This window comes from Pseudoalteromonas sp. AS84, assembly GCF_038900255.1.
In the GTDB taxonomy this organism is placed as follows: Bacteria; Pseudomonadota; Gammaproteobacteria; order Enterobacterales; family Alteromonadaceae; genus Pseudoalteromonas.
In genome coordinates this window covers 250110-265585 of sequence record NZ_JBBMQY010000004.1, presented here as the reverse complement: position 1 = coordinate 265585, position 15476 = coordinate 250110, and the positions used below count along the sequence as shown (strand labels likewise).

Here is a 15476-nt window from a genome sequence, read left to right as displayed (position 1 = left end):
ACAAGCTTATTAATTTACTTTTTTATTAATAATTTGATTCACCAATAATGCACCTAACATTATAGCTGCCCCAATACTTAACCTAACTATATCTGCATCTCTATTCCAAATAAGCACGTTAACAATAATCCCAGCTGGGATTAGTAAGTTATTCATGACTGCCAGAGCTCCAACGTTGACGAGTGTTGCGCCTTTATTCCACATAAAGTAACCAAGGCCTGATGCAACGACTCCTAAATAAATCAGTATGCTCCACTGAGTGGAAGTGGTTGGTAATTTGTTTGAGTTACCAAATAACGCATAACAAATGGTGGCAATAATAAGTGCGCCTATAAAAAACCATCCAAATACGGTTTTATCGTCAAGCTGATTGCTATTCATTAATCGTTTGTAGGTAACTTGGCCTACAGCAAAACTTATATTTGCGCCTTGAACGAGTAATAAGCCGATTATAAAATTGCTATTTAGGTTTTCGTAACGAATGGTAACTGCACCGATTACAGCAATAAGCGCGACTATAAAAAAGCGTGGGTTAAAGCGTCTGTTCAATGCATCATTTAGCAAGGTAATGTACAAAGGGGTCATTACTGTAAATAGTAGTACTTCTGGGACGGTTAAAAATAAAAATGAGTGGTAGTAAAAGCTATACATAACACCAAGTTGTATAGCGCCAATCAGCATAAGCTTTAAGGCTAAAGGTTTAGGCGTATGTTTAAGCTTTAAAAATGGTAAAAATACGAGAGTTGCTAGTGCTATGCGAATTAATACACTAAACCATGCATCAACCTGGCCTGCTAAATACACGCCAATTAAACTAAATGAAAATGCCCAAAGTAAAGTTACTGCAAATAAGTACCGCATAACCGTCGTCTTTAAATAATTAATGGCAGCAGTTTATCTGTTATAAATTAATGTATAAACAATAAAAGCCCGCAAGCGGGCTTTTATAAAGTTTAAAATTAATAAACTACGTTATTAATTACTCAACTAAGCTATTAATTATTCAACCAAACCACGGCGCTTAAGTAGTGCGTCGGTTGTTGGTTTTTGACCTCTAAACTCAATATAGCTTTGCATTAAGTCGCGGCTGTTACCTTTAGATAGGATTTCTTTACGGAACTTGTCACCATTTTTACGGGTTAAGCCACCATTGTTTTCCATATGTGCAAAGGCATCTGCTGCAAATACTTCAGTCCACAGGTACGCGTAGTAACCTGCTGAATAACCACCTGCAAATGTGTGGCTAAAGAAGTTTGATTTATAACGCGGTGGTACAGGGTAGTAAGCAATACCATGCTTTTCTAATGCGTCTTGCTCAAACTTTTGAACGTCAGTAATTTTCTTATCAGAACCAAATGAATGCCATTCCATATCAAGTAGGGCAGCGGCTAAATATTCAGTAGTGCCGTAACCTTGGTTGAATTTTTGCGATTCAAGTACTTTATCAAGTAAAGCTTGTGGAATTGGCTCACCTGTTTTGTAATGTTTCGCATAGTTAGCAAGAACGGTTGGTTCAATCATCCAATCTTCATTTGCTTGTGACGGAAATTCAACAAAGTCACGCGCCGTTGCAGTACCCGCTAAGCTTGGGTATTTTACGTCTGAGAATAAACCGTGTGCAGCATGACCAAATTCATGGAACATAGTAGACACTTCGTCAAACGTCATTAGCGTAGGTTCGCCTTCTGCAGGCTTTGGAATGTTTTGCGCATTGTAAATAACAGGTTTAGTGCCTTTTAAGCCACTTTCGCTAACGTATGCGCTCATCCATGCACCACCACGTTTGCCTTCACGTGCATATGGGTCTAAGTAAAATAAACCAATAGCGCTGCCATCAGCGTTAAATACTTCGTATACGGTTACATCTTCATGATAAACAGGAAGGTCTTTACGTTCTTTAAACGTAATACCGTAAAGTTTGTTCATCGCAAAAAATAAACCATCGTGAATAACTGACTGCATTTCAAAGTATGGCTTAACAAGTGCAGGGTCTAAGTTGTACTTTTCTGCACGTACTTTTTCAGCATAAAAAGTCCAATCCCATGGTTTAAGCTCAAAGCTTTCGCCTGAATCGTTAATCACTTTTTGAATAGCAGCTGCTTCAATTTTTGCTTTTTCAACTGCTTTTGGCGCTAGGTCATCAAGGATGCCGTAAACGTTTTCAGTTGTTTGCGCCATACGCGACGTCATTACATAAGAAGCCCAATCTTTATAGCCTAAAAGCTCTGCTTTTTGGGCACGTAGGTTGGTTTCTTTAATAATAATAGGACCGTTGGTCTTTGCTGCGCGGTTTGCAGAGGCTTTAAAAATACGCTCACGTAGATCGCGGTTTTCAAGGCTGCTTAAAATAGGCTGCTGTGTTGTGTTAACAAGCGTGATCATGTAGCCGTCTTTGCCTGCTTTTTTAGCTGAAGCTGCAAGACCGGCAATTTCACCTTCAGAAAGACCTGCTAATTCACTTTTATCTGTAACTACAATAACGTCTTCTTTAAACGATTTTAAAATGTTTTGTGAAAATTCAGTAGATAGCTGAGCTAGTTCTGAGTTAATTTCACGCATTTTAGCTTTTTCAGCGTCGTTTAACTTAGCACCCGCTTTTACAAACTGCTTGTAGTAAAAATCAACTAGGCGTTGATCTTCAGCGTTTAATTTATCTTGATTGTCGTAAATTGTTTGTACGCGCTTAAATAATTGACCATTTAGGTAAATATCATCTGAGTGAGCAGATAGTACCGGCGCCATTTTTTTGCTAATGCGTTGGTATTCGTCATCTGAGATTAAGCCTGATAAATTGAAAAACGCAGTCGATACGCGATTTAATAGCTCGCCTGACAATTCCATTTCAACTAATGTGTTTTCAAATGTAGCAGGAGCAGGGTTGTTAGCAATCGCTTGTACTTGCGCTGTATGTTGCGCAATACCAGCGTCGAAGCCTGCTTCGTAGTCTTTTGTACCAAATTTATCAAACTCTGGTGCCATGTATTGTAATGGGCTTGGCTTAAATAAAACATTGTTTGCGTTCATGTCTTGCACTTGTGCTGCACCTTCTTTTGGCATGTTTTGTGTATCGTTAGATGAACAGGCCGATAATATTAAGGCACTAGCAATAGTAGTGGCGATCAGGGTTTTACGCATAATAACTCCATAAAAAGATTAGCCGGAATAGGCTTTGCGAGTCGAAAAACCTAGTTAACTTATCAAATTTTGGAGTTTATACAATAAAGTTTATCGGTATTAAGGGGGATTTGAACGCAAATTAGCTAATATTTAGCTTTAAGGTAGGTAAAAGTAGCTCTAAAAGTAAACACTTGAGCTACTTAATTAATCGGTCGAGCCATTATTTACTTAGTTATATCCAAGTACAAATTTTCTCTCAGAGCCAAAACTGCTAGGTTGTTGTTGGCCAAATTCTTTGTTAATAGTTGCCAAGGCTTGCTCTTGCTCCGCAAGAAGACACAAAATTTTATTTCGATAATCTAGACTACTTTCAAATAAATGTAAGTCTACCTGTGGCTGCAATGTTGCCAACCTTTGATTTAAAGTTAGTTGTGACATAGTGATCTCCAGTGCTTGTACACTATTTATATAGCACTCGGTGCAATAAAGAGTTAATAAATTGTTCATAAAAAGCATATTGAACTTATTAACTTGGCGTTTTAGTTATATTATGACTGCTAAACTTACCCAACACTGAACCGCTTTCATTTTATAGAGATTTTAATTTAAAGCGCTCCTTTGCTTGTTTTGGAAAATAAATGACGTTAGAACACATAAACCAAATTCTTGCCTTTGTTGTATTTAGTTACAGCGATGTACACATTACCGTAGCAAAAATTATTAAAGTGCCTTTAATACTTTTCGCTATTTGGTTTATTGTGACGCGTATTGGCAAGCTAATAACAAAAACATTATTGGCAAAAAAACTAAGCCAAGATGCCGTGCATTTATTTACACGTATCTACTTTATTTTAAGTATCGCAATTTTAATTTTTACATCTTTAGAAGTATTAAGCATACCGCTGACTGCGTTTGCTTTTGTGTCGGGTGCAATAGCCATTGGTGTAGGCTTTGGTGCGCAAAACATAATAAATAACTTTATTAGTGGCTGGATATTGATGTGGGAACGCCCAATACGTATTGGTGACTTTTTAGAGGTAGGGAATGCAAAAGGCGTAGTAGAAACAATTAACACTCGCTCAACGCGTATCCGTCGAAATGACGGCGTACATATGCTTATTCCTAATTCTCAATTGCTCGAAAATACAGTAACAAATTGGACGCTAATAGATGGCAATGCACGCTCATCGGTCAGTGTAGGTGTTGCATACGGTTCAGATGTGATACTGGTTAAAAAGCTTATTCAACAAGTGCTTGACGACCATGAAGCAATATTGGTTAATCCAAAGTCGTCGGTATTATTTGATGACTTTGCTGATAGCTCGCTCGTATTTAATGCTATTTTTTGGGTGTGCGCCGAGTCTGAAACCATGCTTAGAAAAGTGCGCAGTGATATTCGTTTTAGTATTTACGCTGTATTTGAAAAGCATGATGTAGTGATTGCCTTCCCTCAGCGCGACATTCATATCGACGGTGAAATTGCGTTTAAGCGCTCATAATCCAAATACAGTAGCTATTTAAAGTCATTTTTGGATGGCTTTATTTGTATATAAGTAGATGTTTCTATTTTAGGTTAACATGTAAAACAATCCATTCTTCCTACTCCAGTTTGTTAAAATCAACAAAGGACATATGTCCGCATTATTGGGTTTTTGCATCTAAATAGTGATAAAAATGCGTAATCTTGTAGTTAAATGTTGCAAAAAAGTTTCTAATTATGTCAATATTTATGCAGTAAAATTATTACAAAATGATATAATCTTAATCGTTCGTTCAGCCTTATAGCATCGTTTTTGTACTCTCGATAATAAGGTCCGCGCGCATGACGCAAGTCGCGAAAAATTGAACGAGCCCGCAACTTACCTTCAAGGTATAAGTAGCGCAACACAAAAAACCGTTGAACAAGAGTGCACAAAAAAGGTTAAACCCAACATGAAAGCAATGAAAAGATCTACGTTAGCCACCCTAATCAATGCAACGTTGTTCTCTGCAGTAGCAGGTACTTCATTTTCTTCTTTAGCCGCTGAAGAAGCAGCTAAAAAAAGTAACCAACTAGAAGTTATTCAGGTAACAGCTCGTAAACGTGTAGAAAACGCTCAAGAAGTACCAGTAGCAGTATCTGCTCTACAAGGTGATAACCTTGATGCGTATAGCTCAGCTGGTATGGATATTCGTTTTTTAAATGCGAAAATTCCAAGTTTATCAATTGAATCTTCATTTGGTCGTTCATTCCCACGCTTTTACGTTCGTGGTTTAGGTAATACCGATTTTGATCTGAATGCATCACAACCAGTATCACTTGTTGTTGATGAAGTCGTTCAAGAAAATGCAATTTTAAAAGGCTTCCCAGTATTTGATGTTGAACGCGTAGAAGTATTACGTGGACCGCAGGGAACTTTATTTGGACGTAACACGCCGGCTGGCCTTGTTAAGTTTGATACTGTTAAACCAAGCCAAGAATTTGATGGTTATGGCTCTGTTTCATACGGTAGCCGTGGCGCTGTAGACACAAGTGGTGCTGTAGGTGGTGCTTTAACTGACCGTTTATCTGCTCGTGTTTCATTATTATGGCAAGATAAAGACGATTACATTGATAACCAAGCGCCAGGCTTTGAAGCTAAAGACGAGCAAGGTGGTTACACTGAAAAAGCGGCACGTGTTCAATTTTTATATGAAGGCGATGATTTTACTGCTTTATTAAACTATCACACACGTGATTTAGATGGCTCGCCAATTGCCTTTCGTGCAAATGTAATTAAAACGGGTACTAATGAGCTAGTCGATAACTATGAAAGTGATGTTGTTTATCAAGATGCGGCATCTCGCTCTACTCAACAAGTAGAATCTGAAGGTGCAAGCTTAAAGCTTGAGTGGGAACTTAAAAACCACACAATCACTTCAATTTCTGCATGGGAAAGTGCTGAAATATATTCGCGTGCTGATATTGACGGTGGTTACGGCGGCTTCTCAATAGATGACGTTCCAGTTGCTATGGGACCTGATTTTATTCCTTTTTCTTCAGAAAGTGCTGATGGTATTCCAGATCACGACCAGTTGACGCAAGAACTACGTTTATCTAGTAACTTTGATGGCGATTTAAATTATCAAGTAGGTGTTTTTTACTTCGATGAAGAACTAACGATTGAAAACTTTAGTTATGACACTTCAAATAATGGTGTTTTAAATGGTTATGTTCGCCAACAACAAGACACAACTGCTTGGGCTGTATTTGGTTCTGTAGATTATACTTTTTCAGATGATTTAAAAGTAACAGCGGGACTTCGTTACTCTGATGATGACAAAGATTTTGTAGCAGACCGTACACTTAGCCCAATTGGCGCAGGTCCCTTAGCACCGGTTAAACAAAATGTGAGCGATGATCATATTAGCTGGGATTTATCGGCAAGCTATAAAGTAAACGACGATGTAAACTGGTATGGCCGCGTAGCTAACAGCTTCCGCGCACCTAGTTTACAAGGTCGTATTTTGTTTGGTAATGATGTAACGACAGCTGAATCAGAAACAATCACTTCTTACGAAACCGGTATTAAATCAGACGTGCTAGATGGGCAAGGCCGTGTTAATGCCACTGTGTTTTACTACACAATGGATGACCAGCAACTTACCGCTGTCGGTGGTGGTGCTAACTTTAACCGCTTGCTTAATGCTGATAAAACAACAGGCTATGGTTTTGAGTTAGACTCGCAGTGGGTATTAAGCGATGAGTTCAATGCAACATTTAACCTAAGCTATAACAAAACAGAAATCAAAGATAACGATTTAGCTGTAGCTGTTTGTGCACAATGTACTGTAACTGACCCAATTAATGCTTCTGGGCTTGCTGTACTTGATGGTAATAGCTTACCGCATGCGCCTGAGTGGATCTCTAACTTTACGCTTCGCTACACTAAAGAACTTGCCGATGGTAACTTCTTCGCAAGCGGTGATATTTCTTATCGCAGTAAAATCAATATGTTCCTTTACGAATCGGTAGAGTTTGAAGGTAAAGAGCTTATTGAAACAGGTTTGCGTACAGGTTACACATGGTCTGAAGGCGATTACGAATACGAAGTAGCTGCTTTTGTTCGTAACTTATTTGACGAGCAACAAGTTATTGGCGCAGTAGATTTCAATAACAATACAGGTATTGTTAACGAAGAGCGTTATGTTGGTGCTGAATTTAAAGTTAACTTCTTCTAAAGATAACCTTAAATTATATTAATTTTTAAAAGCCTGCCTTGTGCAGGCTTTTATGTTTTTATAAAGCTGGTAAAGTAGCGTTAATTAATTTAAAGAGATAAGAAAATGGCTGGATTTTGGAATTACCGTGTAATTTTTTGTGAAGCAACGAAAGACGAAGCAGCGCAATATCAAATACACGAAGTAGAATATAACCTAAATGGTAAAGTAACTAACTGGTCAGAAACTGGCGCAGCCCCTTTTGGTACGACCTTAGATGAATTGAAAGATGACTCAGAACGCTTAAAAACAGCATTTGAAAAACCTGTACTTAAAGTTATGCGTAAAACGCGTGGCTATGAGCTTGTTGATGTTGATACGGGTGAAGAAGCCACTGGTGAGCCACCAGCTGGTCTAACGCAATAACTACAATTTAATAAAGGCGCTTAGGCGCCTTTTTTATTATCAAAATTTAGCTTAGGTTAAATAAGGAATGAGGATGACATTAGAAGCAGTATTATTTGATATGGATGGCACATTAGTTGATTCAGAAAGCATGCATTTTGTATGTTGGAGTAAACTACTTAAGCCTTATGGTGTTAGTTATTTAGAAAATGATTTTTGTCAGCGTTTTTCGGGGCGACCGACTTTAGAAGCTGCAATAGAGATTAAGCAAGAGCATAGTTTATCGGTAAGTGCACAGTTTTTAGCGGATGAAAAATACCGTCTATTTGGCGAATTTGTAATAACACATTTACCGCCACTCATGCCATTTACAGAGCAAACATTGAAAGCCGTAAAAGCGAGTGGCTTAAAAATGGCGCTAGTAACTGGTAGCGCTAAAAGTGAAGCCATGCCAATACTTAAAGGTTTAGGGTTTTATGAGCTGTTTGATACGGTGGTAACAAAAGATGATGTAACTAATCCTAAGCCTGCAGGAGACCCATATTTACTGGCGCTTAAGCAGATAAATATACAAGCTGGCAATGCAATTGCTGTTGAGGATACATTTACCGGCGTTACGGCGGCCAACAACGCCTTGTTACGTGTTGTAGCTATTGCTAATAGCCACACTAAAGATCATGATTTTAGCCAAGCTACCTATAAAATGAGTAACTTAGATGAGTTTTGGCAATGGGCGCAATCTCAACTATAGTTTAAGCCAACTTTTACTTGCTTGGATGCGCCAATGTTTACTTTTAAACATCTGCTTTTAATTGTTGCTGTACTTTTTACGCGATGTATAAGTGCAGCACAACCCTCTGTTTTACTGGCTAAAGTATATGACGAAACTAAACATTACGATGTAAGTAAATATTTAGTCAGTGAAAAATATGATGGTGTCAGAGCTATATGGACTGGCACGCAGTTTGTTACTCGCAAGGGCAATATTATCAATTCGCCAAGTTGGTTTACGGCCACATTGCCAAATGTATGGCTTGATGGTGAGCTATGGACCAAGCGTAAGCACTTTTCTGTGCTTAGTGGCATAGTAAGAACTAAAAAACCTAATAATCATGATTGGCAAACTATTACTTATAAAGTATTTGATATGCCAGATAAAAACTTGCCTTTTAGCACTCGCTATAAAAACTATAATGAGCTCATTACTAGCCTAAACTCGCCGCATATTAGTGTTGTAGTTCAATATAGCTTTACCAATAATGAGCAGCTTACAGAGTATTTTGAAAACATAACTAAACAGGGCGGTGAGGGCGTAATGCTTCATTTGGCTAGTGCTAAGCACAGTAATGGACGGAGCAATTCATTACTAAAATTAAAGCCTTATTTAGATGCTGAAGCGATTGTAGTTGCGCATTTACCAGGTAAAGGCAAGTACCAAGGTATGTTAGGGGCATTAAGAGTAAAAACAGCACAAGGGCAGGTGTTTTCTATTGGTACTGGGTTTAGTGATGCACAGCGCGCAGCCCCGCCCGAGATAGGTAGCACTGTAACATATCGATTTCATGGTTTAACAAAAAATGGTTTACCGCGTTTCGCTAGTTTTTTACGTGCCAGAGACAGTTTATAACATTTATAAATTTTACAAAGTGTGCTAAATTGCGCGGCCTTTTTGGTAATGTGTGGTGAAGTATGTTTGTAGGTTTTGATTACGGTAGTTCTAATTGTGCTATGGGTGTAATGAGCGAGGGTAATGTTCAATTAGTACCGCTAGAGCAAGGAAAACATTACCTACCGTCTACACTTTACACTCATCACAGTGCCTTGGTTGTTGACTTTGTTGCTAAGCATTTACACGGCACAGACCATGAACATAACTTTTTAACTCAGCGCCAAGCATTATTAAATACCTTGCCGCGTATTAAGTCAGACCTTGATTTACAACCTTCAGATGAAACCCTATTTATTGGTCGTGAAGCGATTAGCGAGTACGTGCAGTTTCCTGAAGAAGGTTACTTTGTTAAGTCCCCTAAATCATTTTTTGGCGCAACGGGCCTTAAACAAGGTCAAATTAACTTTTTTGAAGATATCGCAACAGCGATGATCTTAAAAATTAAGCAACGCGCTGAGCTCTCTCTAGGTAAAACACTTACGCAAACAGTGATTGGTCGCCCAGTAAACTTTCAGGCTGTAGGTGGTGAGCAATCAAATCAACAAGCGGTAGGTATTTTAGAACGCGCTGCTAAACGTGCTGGTTTTAAAGACGTAGAGTTTTTATATGAGCCACTTGCTGCGGGTATCGATTATGAGAGTGATTTAACTCAGGATCAAAAAGTACTTGTTATTGATATTGGTGGTGGTACAAGTGACTGCTCGTTTGTACAAATGGGCCCAAGCTTTAGAGGCAATAGCCAGCGCGATGGCGATTTTTTATCTCACAGCGGTAAACGTATTGGCGGAAATGATTTAGATATTGCATTGAGCTATCATGGTTTAATGCCGTTATTGGGTTTAGGCAGTACGTTTAAATCGGGTTTGCCTTTGCCTAATCAAGCATTTTGGCAAGCGTGTAAAATTAACGATGTAAACTTACAAAGCCAATTCTATAGTGAGAGCCATACCCGAGAGCTGAATGCACAATTACGTGATGTAAGTGCGCCAGAGCTTTATAAGCGTTTAATACATTTACAGCAAAACAAGCAAGGCCATCAGTTAGTGCAACAAGGTGAAGCGGCTAAAATAGCACTTTCATCAGCTAGTGCGTTTGATTGTGATTTAAGCTTTTTAGATAGTGGGCTGAATAAAAATGTATCGGTAAGCGATTTAGCTGTTGCCGTTGAGAGTAGTATTAGCCAAATAGTTACTTTAGCAAAACAAGCAATCAGCGACGCTGCAACCACGCCAGACATTATTTACTTAACAGGCGGTAGTGCACAATCACCATTGATCAAAGCAGCCTTAAGTGAGCATTTAGGTGATATAAAAATGGTTAACGGGGATCACTTTGGTAGTGTAACCGCTGGCCTGACTAAATGGGCCAGCATGCTTTATAAGTAGCTTAAAAATTTAAAGATCTATTTGTCGGGTTGCGAGGTATTTTTCGTAATCTGGCAAGGTACGCTCAAGCTCTACGTCCATAAGCGGTGAGCTCAATAACATATCGGCGCTTACTTCATTACACGCCACCGGAATATTCCAAACAGCGGCTAAACGTAGCAGTGCTTTAACATCAGGGTCGTGAGGCTGTGATGCTAATGGGTCCCAAAAAAATATTAAAACATGTATTTCATGCTCCGCTATTTTAGCGCCTAGTTGCTGATCGCCGCCCATTGGGCCACTTAGAAGCTGAACTACATCAAGCCCTGTGGTCTTTTGGATTAAATGCCCCGTAGTACCGGTGCCATATAAAGTGTGTTTGCTTAATATGTCTTTGTGCTTTTCACACCATACTTTTAATGCTGCTTTTTTACCGTCGTGTGCAACTAAAGCAATATTCTTTTGCGCGGGAAGAGATTGTGTTTTTTGTTCCATGCTGATTCTTTTTATTAGTTAACCACTGTTTTGGTTAGTTAAAATAATAGATTGATAGCAAGGGCAATAAATACAATGCCGGTGATTCTATCAATCCAAAGTTGGCTATTTGGGTTACGTCTAAAAAACTGTGCAATTTTGTCGCCAAAATAAATATACGTGCAGTCAATCGGAAAAGCAAAAAGAGGGTAAAGTAAGCCAAAAAAAGCGAGCTGAAAAGTAGCAGATGAAAGCGTTGGATCTACAAATTGCGGAATAAATGCAATAAAGAATAACGCTACTTTGGGGTTCAGTACTTCAGTCATCATGGCCTGAAACATGACGTTACTTTTTTTGCTGGTATTTATATGCGGTTTATCGGTTTGCGTGCCCTCAGATATAGGCTCTGGCTGCTTTAACGTGCCTTTAATCATCACAAGCCCTAAATAACATAAGTATGCTGCGCCTGCATATTGCACTGCGGCATAGGCACTAGGAGAAGCTTTTAGTACTGCGCTTAGGCCTACAACAGCAAACAGCGTATGAACAACCCCACCTAATGCAAAACCAAAAGCACTTTGCATACCAGCGCTTCGTCCATTAGCAAATGTTTGTGCCATCAAAAATGCATTTGATGGCCCAGGCGCTACTGCCATTAAAAAGCTGGCTAATAAAAATGAAACTAAAAAATCAGGATTGATCATTGAGCGCTTTTAGTTGGATGTAAAGTATGTGCTTTTTTGCTCATTAAAATAATCCAAAGCGGAACTAGTAATAATAAATGAAAAGCAATTAACCACGGTGTACTTAACCCCAAATATTGGGTTAAAACAACGAGTATACTCGCGCCACTCATTTGCATAGCACCAAGTAGTGCAGAGGCTGTGCCTGCTTGTTTAGGAAAGCTAGATAGGGACATACCTGCAGCAGAGCCCAAACTTAAAGCAAACCCTAATGCTGCAATTAAGATAGGTAACATAAGCGCAAATGCTGTTTCTATACCGCTAAGGGCTAGCATTAAAATGCCTGAAAAAACCAATACACTCACACCGACACGCAAAGCGCGCTGGCTATTTCGTTTAATGTACGTTGGTAATATAAAACTTGCGACAATACTTATTACGGCATTTAACGTAAACCAAAAAGTAAAGTCGGCTACTGTGCCGCCTAAATGTGTGATAAGCCAGCCTGGTGCGAGCGTTACATAAACTAATATAGCCGACATGGCGACCATACAAATTAGACTATTAAACAAAAATATTGGTGTTTTAATAATCGGTGTAAAGCGACGCAAATCTAAAATATGGCCCTGATAATGGCTATCAGCAGGACGGGTCTCTCTAAAAAAGAATAGAGTAACAATAAGGCCTAAAATGGCAAACGCGGTTAAAAACATAAAGTTCATACGCCAGCCAAATTGTACGGTAAGCCAGGCCCCTAAAATAGGTGCCATTGCCGGAATAAAGCACACAATCCCGTTAAGATAAGTGATCATTTGCCCGCTTCGTTCACTACCATATTTGTCACGCACTATCGCAAATGCGACAACAAATGTGGCACACGCTCCAAAACCTTGAAGCGCACGTGCAATCATTAATACTTCAAAAGATGCTGAGTAATAGGCAAGTAATGCTGAGCCTGCATATAAACTAATGCCCACTATAGCCACTGGCTTTCGGCCAAATTTATCAGCTAAAGGACCTGCAATTAATTGGCCTAAACCTACTGTTAGCATAAAAATAGCAACGGTTTGCTGTACTTGTTGTTCTGTTACTGCAAATTGTTCTGCAATAGTAGGAAAAGCGGGTAAGTAAATATCGATTGCCATAGGGCAAAATATAACGAGTAACGCTAAGATAAGTAATAAAGTCATATTAGGTTTAGCGGGCTGTGTTTGCATTGAGTCTCCTTTTGCCGAGTATTTTAGGTGGGCACTCGTAAAAAAGAAAGGGCTTATGGCCCCTGCATAGATTGTCATTATTATTATTTGATTAGATTAAGCTAAAAAGGCAGTATAAATGCGCTTTTTAAAACTGGTCTGATGTGTTAGTTTGAGAAAAGTAACTGTTGATGGAAAAAATAATAATGAGTAATAAATCTGCACTTGTACAAACATGGCATAAATTTAAGCGTCTACCTTTTGGGAATTGGCTTTTTACTAAAGCTGTTTGTTTTAAAGCGCCATACTTTGGTTCGATGAAGCCTTACGTACTTGACCTTCGAGAAGGGCATTGTAGCGCAGTGGTTAAAAATCGTCGCAGCGTTCATAATCATATTGGAACTATTCATGCTATTGCGCAGTGTAACTTAGCTGAGTTGTGTGCGGGTGTGATGGTCGATGCAACAGTGCCAGTTAAAACCCATCGTTGGATCCCAAAAGGGATGACTGTCCGCTACTTAGCAAAAGTAGATACTGACGTGACTGCAATTGCGGAAATTGATTTACCACATAGGTGGATTGATAAAGAGGACTTAGTAGTACCGGTTAAGCTTTATAACACCCGCAATGAACTCGTTTTCACTGCAGATATTACAATGTACATTACTGAAAAAAGGTAACTTACGTTAAGCAGATTTGACTTAGCTTTTATCAGCGGCTTGTTTATTCACAAACGATAAGTCGCTGCCGTCTTCCTTCAACAATGCTTTAACTTCTTTTGCAGGTTTAAGTTCTTTCGAAATTAGTTCAGGCTCTTCTTTTTCAAAACGTTGCTTTAAACTGCCTTCAATTACTGCGCCTGCATCAATACTCAATGTATCGTGAAACACATCGCCATGAACATGCGCACCGCTTTGTACTTTCACTTCACTGGCATTAATTGAGCCAATAACTTTGCCTTTAACAATGACGCTTTTAGCTTCAACAATACCTTCAACAACACCCGTTGAACCAATAACTAAATGCTCCACTTTTATGTCGCCATCAATGCGGCCATCAAGTTGTACTTCACCCTGGCTAATTAAAGTGCCTGTAAGGCAGACGTCTTGTGAAATAATAGACGGTGTGTGATTTACTCTTTTTAAATTAGAGCTAACTGTTTTTTGTTTTTTTCTACCAAACACGAGAAAGCGCCTTTGTTATTTTTAGAGGATTGACTTGTTTACCGTTAAGCAATACTTCGTAGTGTAAATGAGTGCCTGTGCTTCTACCTGTGCTGCCCATTAAACCAATTATGTCGTGTTTAGTGATCTGCTGACCTTTTTTCACCTTAATTTTATTTAAGTGTCCAAATCGTGTCACTAAGCCATTTTTATGCTCCAGCTCAATAAAGTTACCATAACCACCATTACGACCGGCACGAAGCACTACAGCGTCTGCTGGCGCAAATATTTCGGTTTTATGCCAACCGGCTAAATCTATTCCTTTATGAAAGGCATGATTGCTATTCATTGGATCTTTTCTGAGGCCAAAGTTGCTTGAAATATAATATTTAGCTTTAGCTAAAGGCAGGGTATTTGGTAGCTCAGTTAAAAAGTTTTCTAAATTATTTAATGCTAATAACTTATCAACGATAGCTAAAAAGTGGCTTGGGATTTTTGTTTCGTTAAATGTATCAAGTGGGCCACCTTGTGCGGTTGTTTGGTCGCTTAAGATTAAATGTTGCTCAAGCGCTGACTCAATTCCTGCGCCTTTGACCATAGCTAAAATGGCTTGATGACGTTCACTAATTTGGTTATCTAAATAGGTAAAGCTTTGCTCATAATGATTATTTAAGTTGGCCACTCTTGTTGCGAATGTAATTGGAACGATTAACTGTGCTTGTTTACCTTTTTGATTTTCATCGACTAATGGCTCATGAAATTCATTGCCATTTTCATTAATAGGTACATCAAGATCTGTATCAAGCTTAATAACGTCTTTACTGATTGAAGCGGGAAGGGACTCTATCATGCTTTGCAGTAGCGCCTGCTTTTGCTCAAGTACTGCAAGTTGTTCTAATTGCGTTACTTGCAGGGCTTGCTGCTCATTTACTTTTTGTTGCCAAAGTGTTTGCTCGTTTATTTGACTTTGTTCTATGTCGGAAATTTTATTTGTTTGTGTGTAAACACGAAAGCTCGAAATGCTCAGCCAAGTGAAAGTGACTAAAATAAGCAATGCTACAAGAAGTTGAAACCAAGGAGCTAAAACAACGTGCTTAACTTCGCCATTTTGACGAATAAGTAGCTGTCGAGCTGGGAAAAATTTATGATAAAAAGACTTTATAAATACTGACATGGCATATAAACACTGGCTATTAACCGAATTAAGATAGCAATTTGAGTTAAAA

The 15476-nt window shown here is 38.8% G+C and carries 15 protein-coding genes; 7 read left to right on the top strand and 8 right to left on the bottom strand.

Going from position 1 to position 15476, the window contains the following annotated elements; genetic code table 11:
• Window positions 1-9: 9 nt before the first annotated feature.
• The 3 genes from WNY79_RS06935 to WNY79_RS06925 form a co-directional block, all read right to left on the bottom strand.
• On the bottom strand, window positions 10-861 hold the full coding sequence (locus tag WNY79_RS06935; protein WP_342875460.1) for a carboxylate/amino acid/amine transporter: 852 nt from the start codon (window positions 859-861) through the stop codon (window positions 10-12).
• A 138-nt stretch (window positions 862-999) separates the two neighbouring features.
• Complete coding sequence (locus WNY79_RS06930; RefSeq protein WP_342875459.1) at window positions 1000-3135, bottom strand: M3 family metallopeptidase; 2136 nt, start codon at window positions 3133-3135, stop codon at window positions 1000-1002.
• Between the two features lie 210 nt (window positions 3136-3345).
• Window positions 3346-3555: a hypothetical protein gene (locus WNY79_RS06925; protein ID WP_076925434.1), complete on the bottom strand. Its 210-nt coding sequence runs from the start codon at window positions 3553-3555 to the stop codon at window positions 3346-3348.
• A gap of 200 nt (window positions 3556-3755) precedes the next feature.
• Between WNY79_RS06925 and WNY79_RS06920 the strand changes: the two genes are divergently transcribed.
• The 6 genes from WNY79_RS06920 to yegD all read left to right on the top strand — a co-directional run bounded on the left by WNY79_RS06920 (window position 3756) and on the right by yegD (window position 10755).
• Window positions 3756-4616, top strand: coding sequence for a mechanosensitive ion channel domain-containing protein (locus WNY79_RS06920; protein ID WP_076925435.1), 861 nt, complete (start codon window positions 3756-3758; stop codon window positions 4614-4616).
• 433 nt (window positions 4617-5049) lie between these two features.
• Entirely contained in the window at window positions 5050-7317 is a 2268-nt protein-coding gene (locus WNY79_RS06915) for a TonB-dependent receptor (protein WP_342875458.1), read from the top strand.
• Window positions 7318-7422: 105 nt separating this feature from the next.
• Window positions 7423-7722 carry a hypothetical protein gene (locus WNY79_RS06910; RefSeq protein ID WP_007376885.1) on the top strand — a complete coding sequence of 100 codons (300 nt, stop codon included), beginning with the start codon at window positions 7423-7425 and terminating at the stop codon, window positions 7720-7722.
• Between the two features lie 73 nt (window positions 7723-7795).
• Window positions 7796-8452, top strand: a complete 657-nt coding sequence (locus WNY79_RS06905; protein ID WP_342875457.1) for an HAD family phosphatase — start codon at window positions 7796-7798, stop codon at window positions 8450-8452.
• Between the two features lie 33 nt (window positions 8453-8485).
• Window positions 8486-9328 (top strand): DNA ligase, encoded by an 843-nt coding sequence (locus WNY79_RS06900; RefSeq protein ID WP_342875456.1) that lies wholly within the window; start codon window positions 8486-8488, stop codon window positions 9326-9328.
• 62 nt (window positions 9329-9390) lie between these two features.
• Complete coding sequence (gene yegD, locus WNY79_RS06895; RefSeq protein WP_170072065.1) at window positions 9391-10755, top strand: molecular chaperone; 1365 nt, start codon at window positions 9391-9393, stop codon at window positions 10753-10755.
• Between the two features lie 9 nt (window positions 10756-10764).
• On the opposite strand, the gene WNY79_RS06890 is transcribed toward yegD, so the two are convergent.
• Genes WNY79_RS06890 through WNY79_RS06880 form a run of 3 tightly spaced genes read right to left on the bottom strand, consistent with a single transcriptional unit; the run spans window position 10765 to window position 13108 of the window.
• On the bottom strand, window positions 10765-11229 hold the full coding sequence (locus tag WNY79_RS06890; RefSeq protein ID WP_076925439.1) for a methylglyoxal synthase: 465 nt from the start codon (window positions 11227-11229) through the stop codon (window positions 10765-10767).
• A gap of 38 nt (window positions 11230-11267) precedes the next feature.
• On the bottom strand, window positions 11268-11912 hold the full coding sequence (locus WNY79_RS06885) for a LysE family translocator (RefSeq protein WP_342875455.1): 645 nt from the start codon (window positions 11910-11912) through the stop codon (window positions 11268-11270).
• Entirely contained in the window at window positions 11909-13108 is a 1200-nt protein-coding gene (locus WNY79_RS06880; protein ID WP_342875454.1) for a multidrug effflux MFS transporter, read from the bottom strand. Before WNY79_RS06880 ends, WNY79_RS06885 begins: the two co-directional genes overlap by 4 nt.
• Window positions 13109-13293: 185 nt before the next feature.
• Between WNY79_RS06880 and WNY79_RS06875 the strand changes: the two genes are divergently transcribed.
• Window positions 13294-13767, top strand: a complete 474-nt coding sequence (locus WNY79_RS06875) for a hotdog fold domain-containing protein (protein WP_165744095.1) — start codon at window positions 13294-13296, stop codon at window positions 13765-13767.
• Between the two features lie 21 nt (window positions 13768-13788).
• On the opposite strand, the gene WNY79_RS06870 is transcribed toward WNY79_RS06875, so the two are convergent.
• Both WNY79_RS06870 and WNY79_RS06865 read right to left on the bottom strand, forming a co-directional pair.
• Window positions 13789-14271, bottom strand: a complete 483-nt coding sequence (locus tag WNY79_RS06870; RefSeq protein ID WP_076925442.1) for a polymer-forming cytoskeletal protein — start codon at window positions 14269-14271, stop codon at window positions 13789-13791.
• Window positions 14261-15424 (bottom strand): M23 family metallopeptidase, encoded by a 1164-nt coding sequence (locus WNY79_RS06865; protein WP_342875453.1) that lies wholly within the window; start codon window positions 15422-15424, stop codon window positions 14261-14263. The genes WNY79_RS06870 and WNY79_RS06865 overlap by 11 nt, the downstream gene beginning before the upstream one ends.
• Between the last annotated feature and the right edge of the window lie 52 nt (window positions 15425-15476).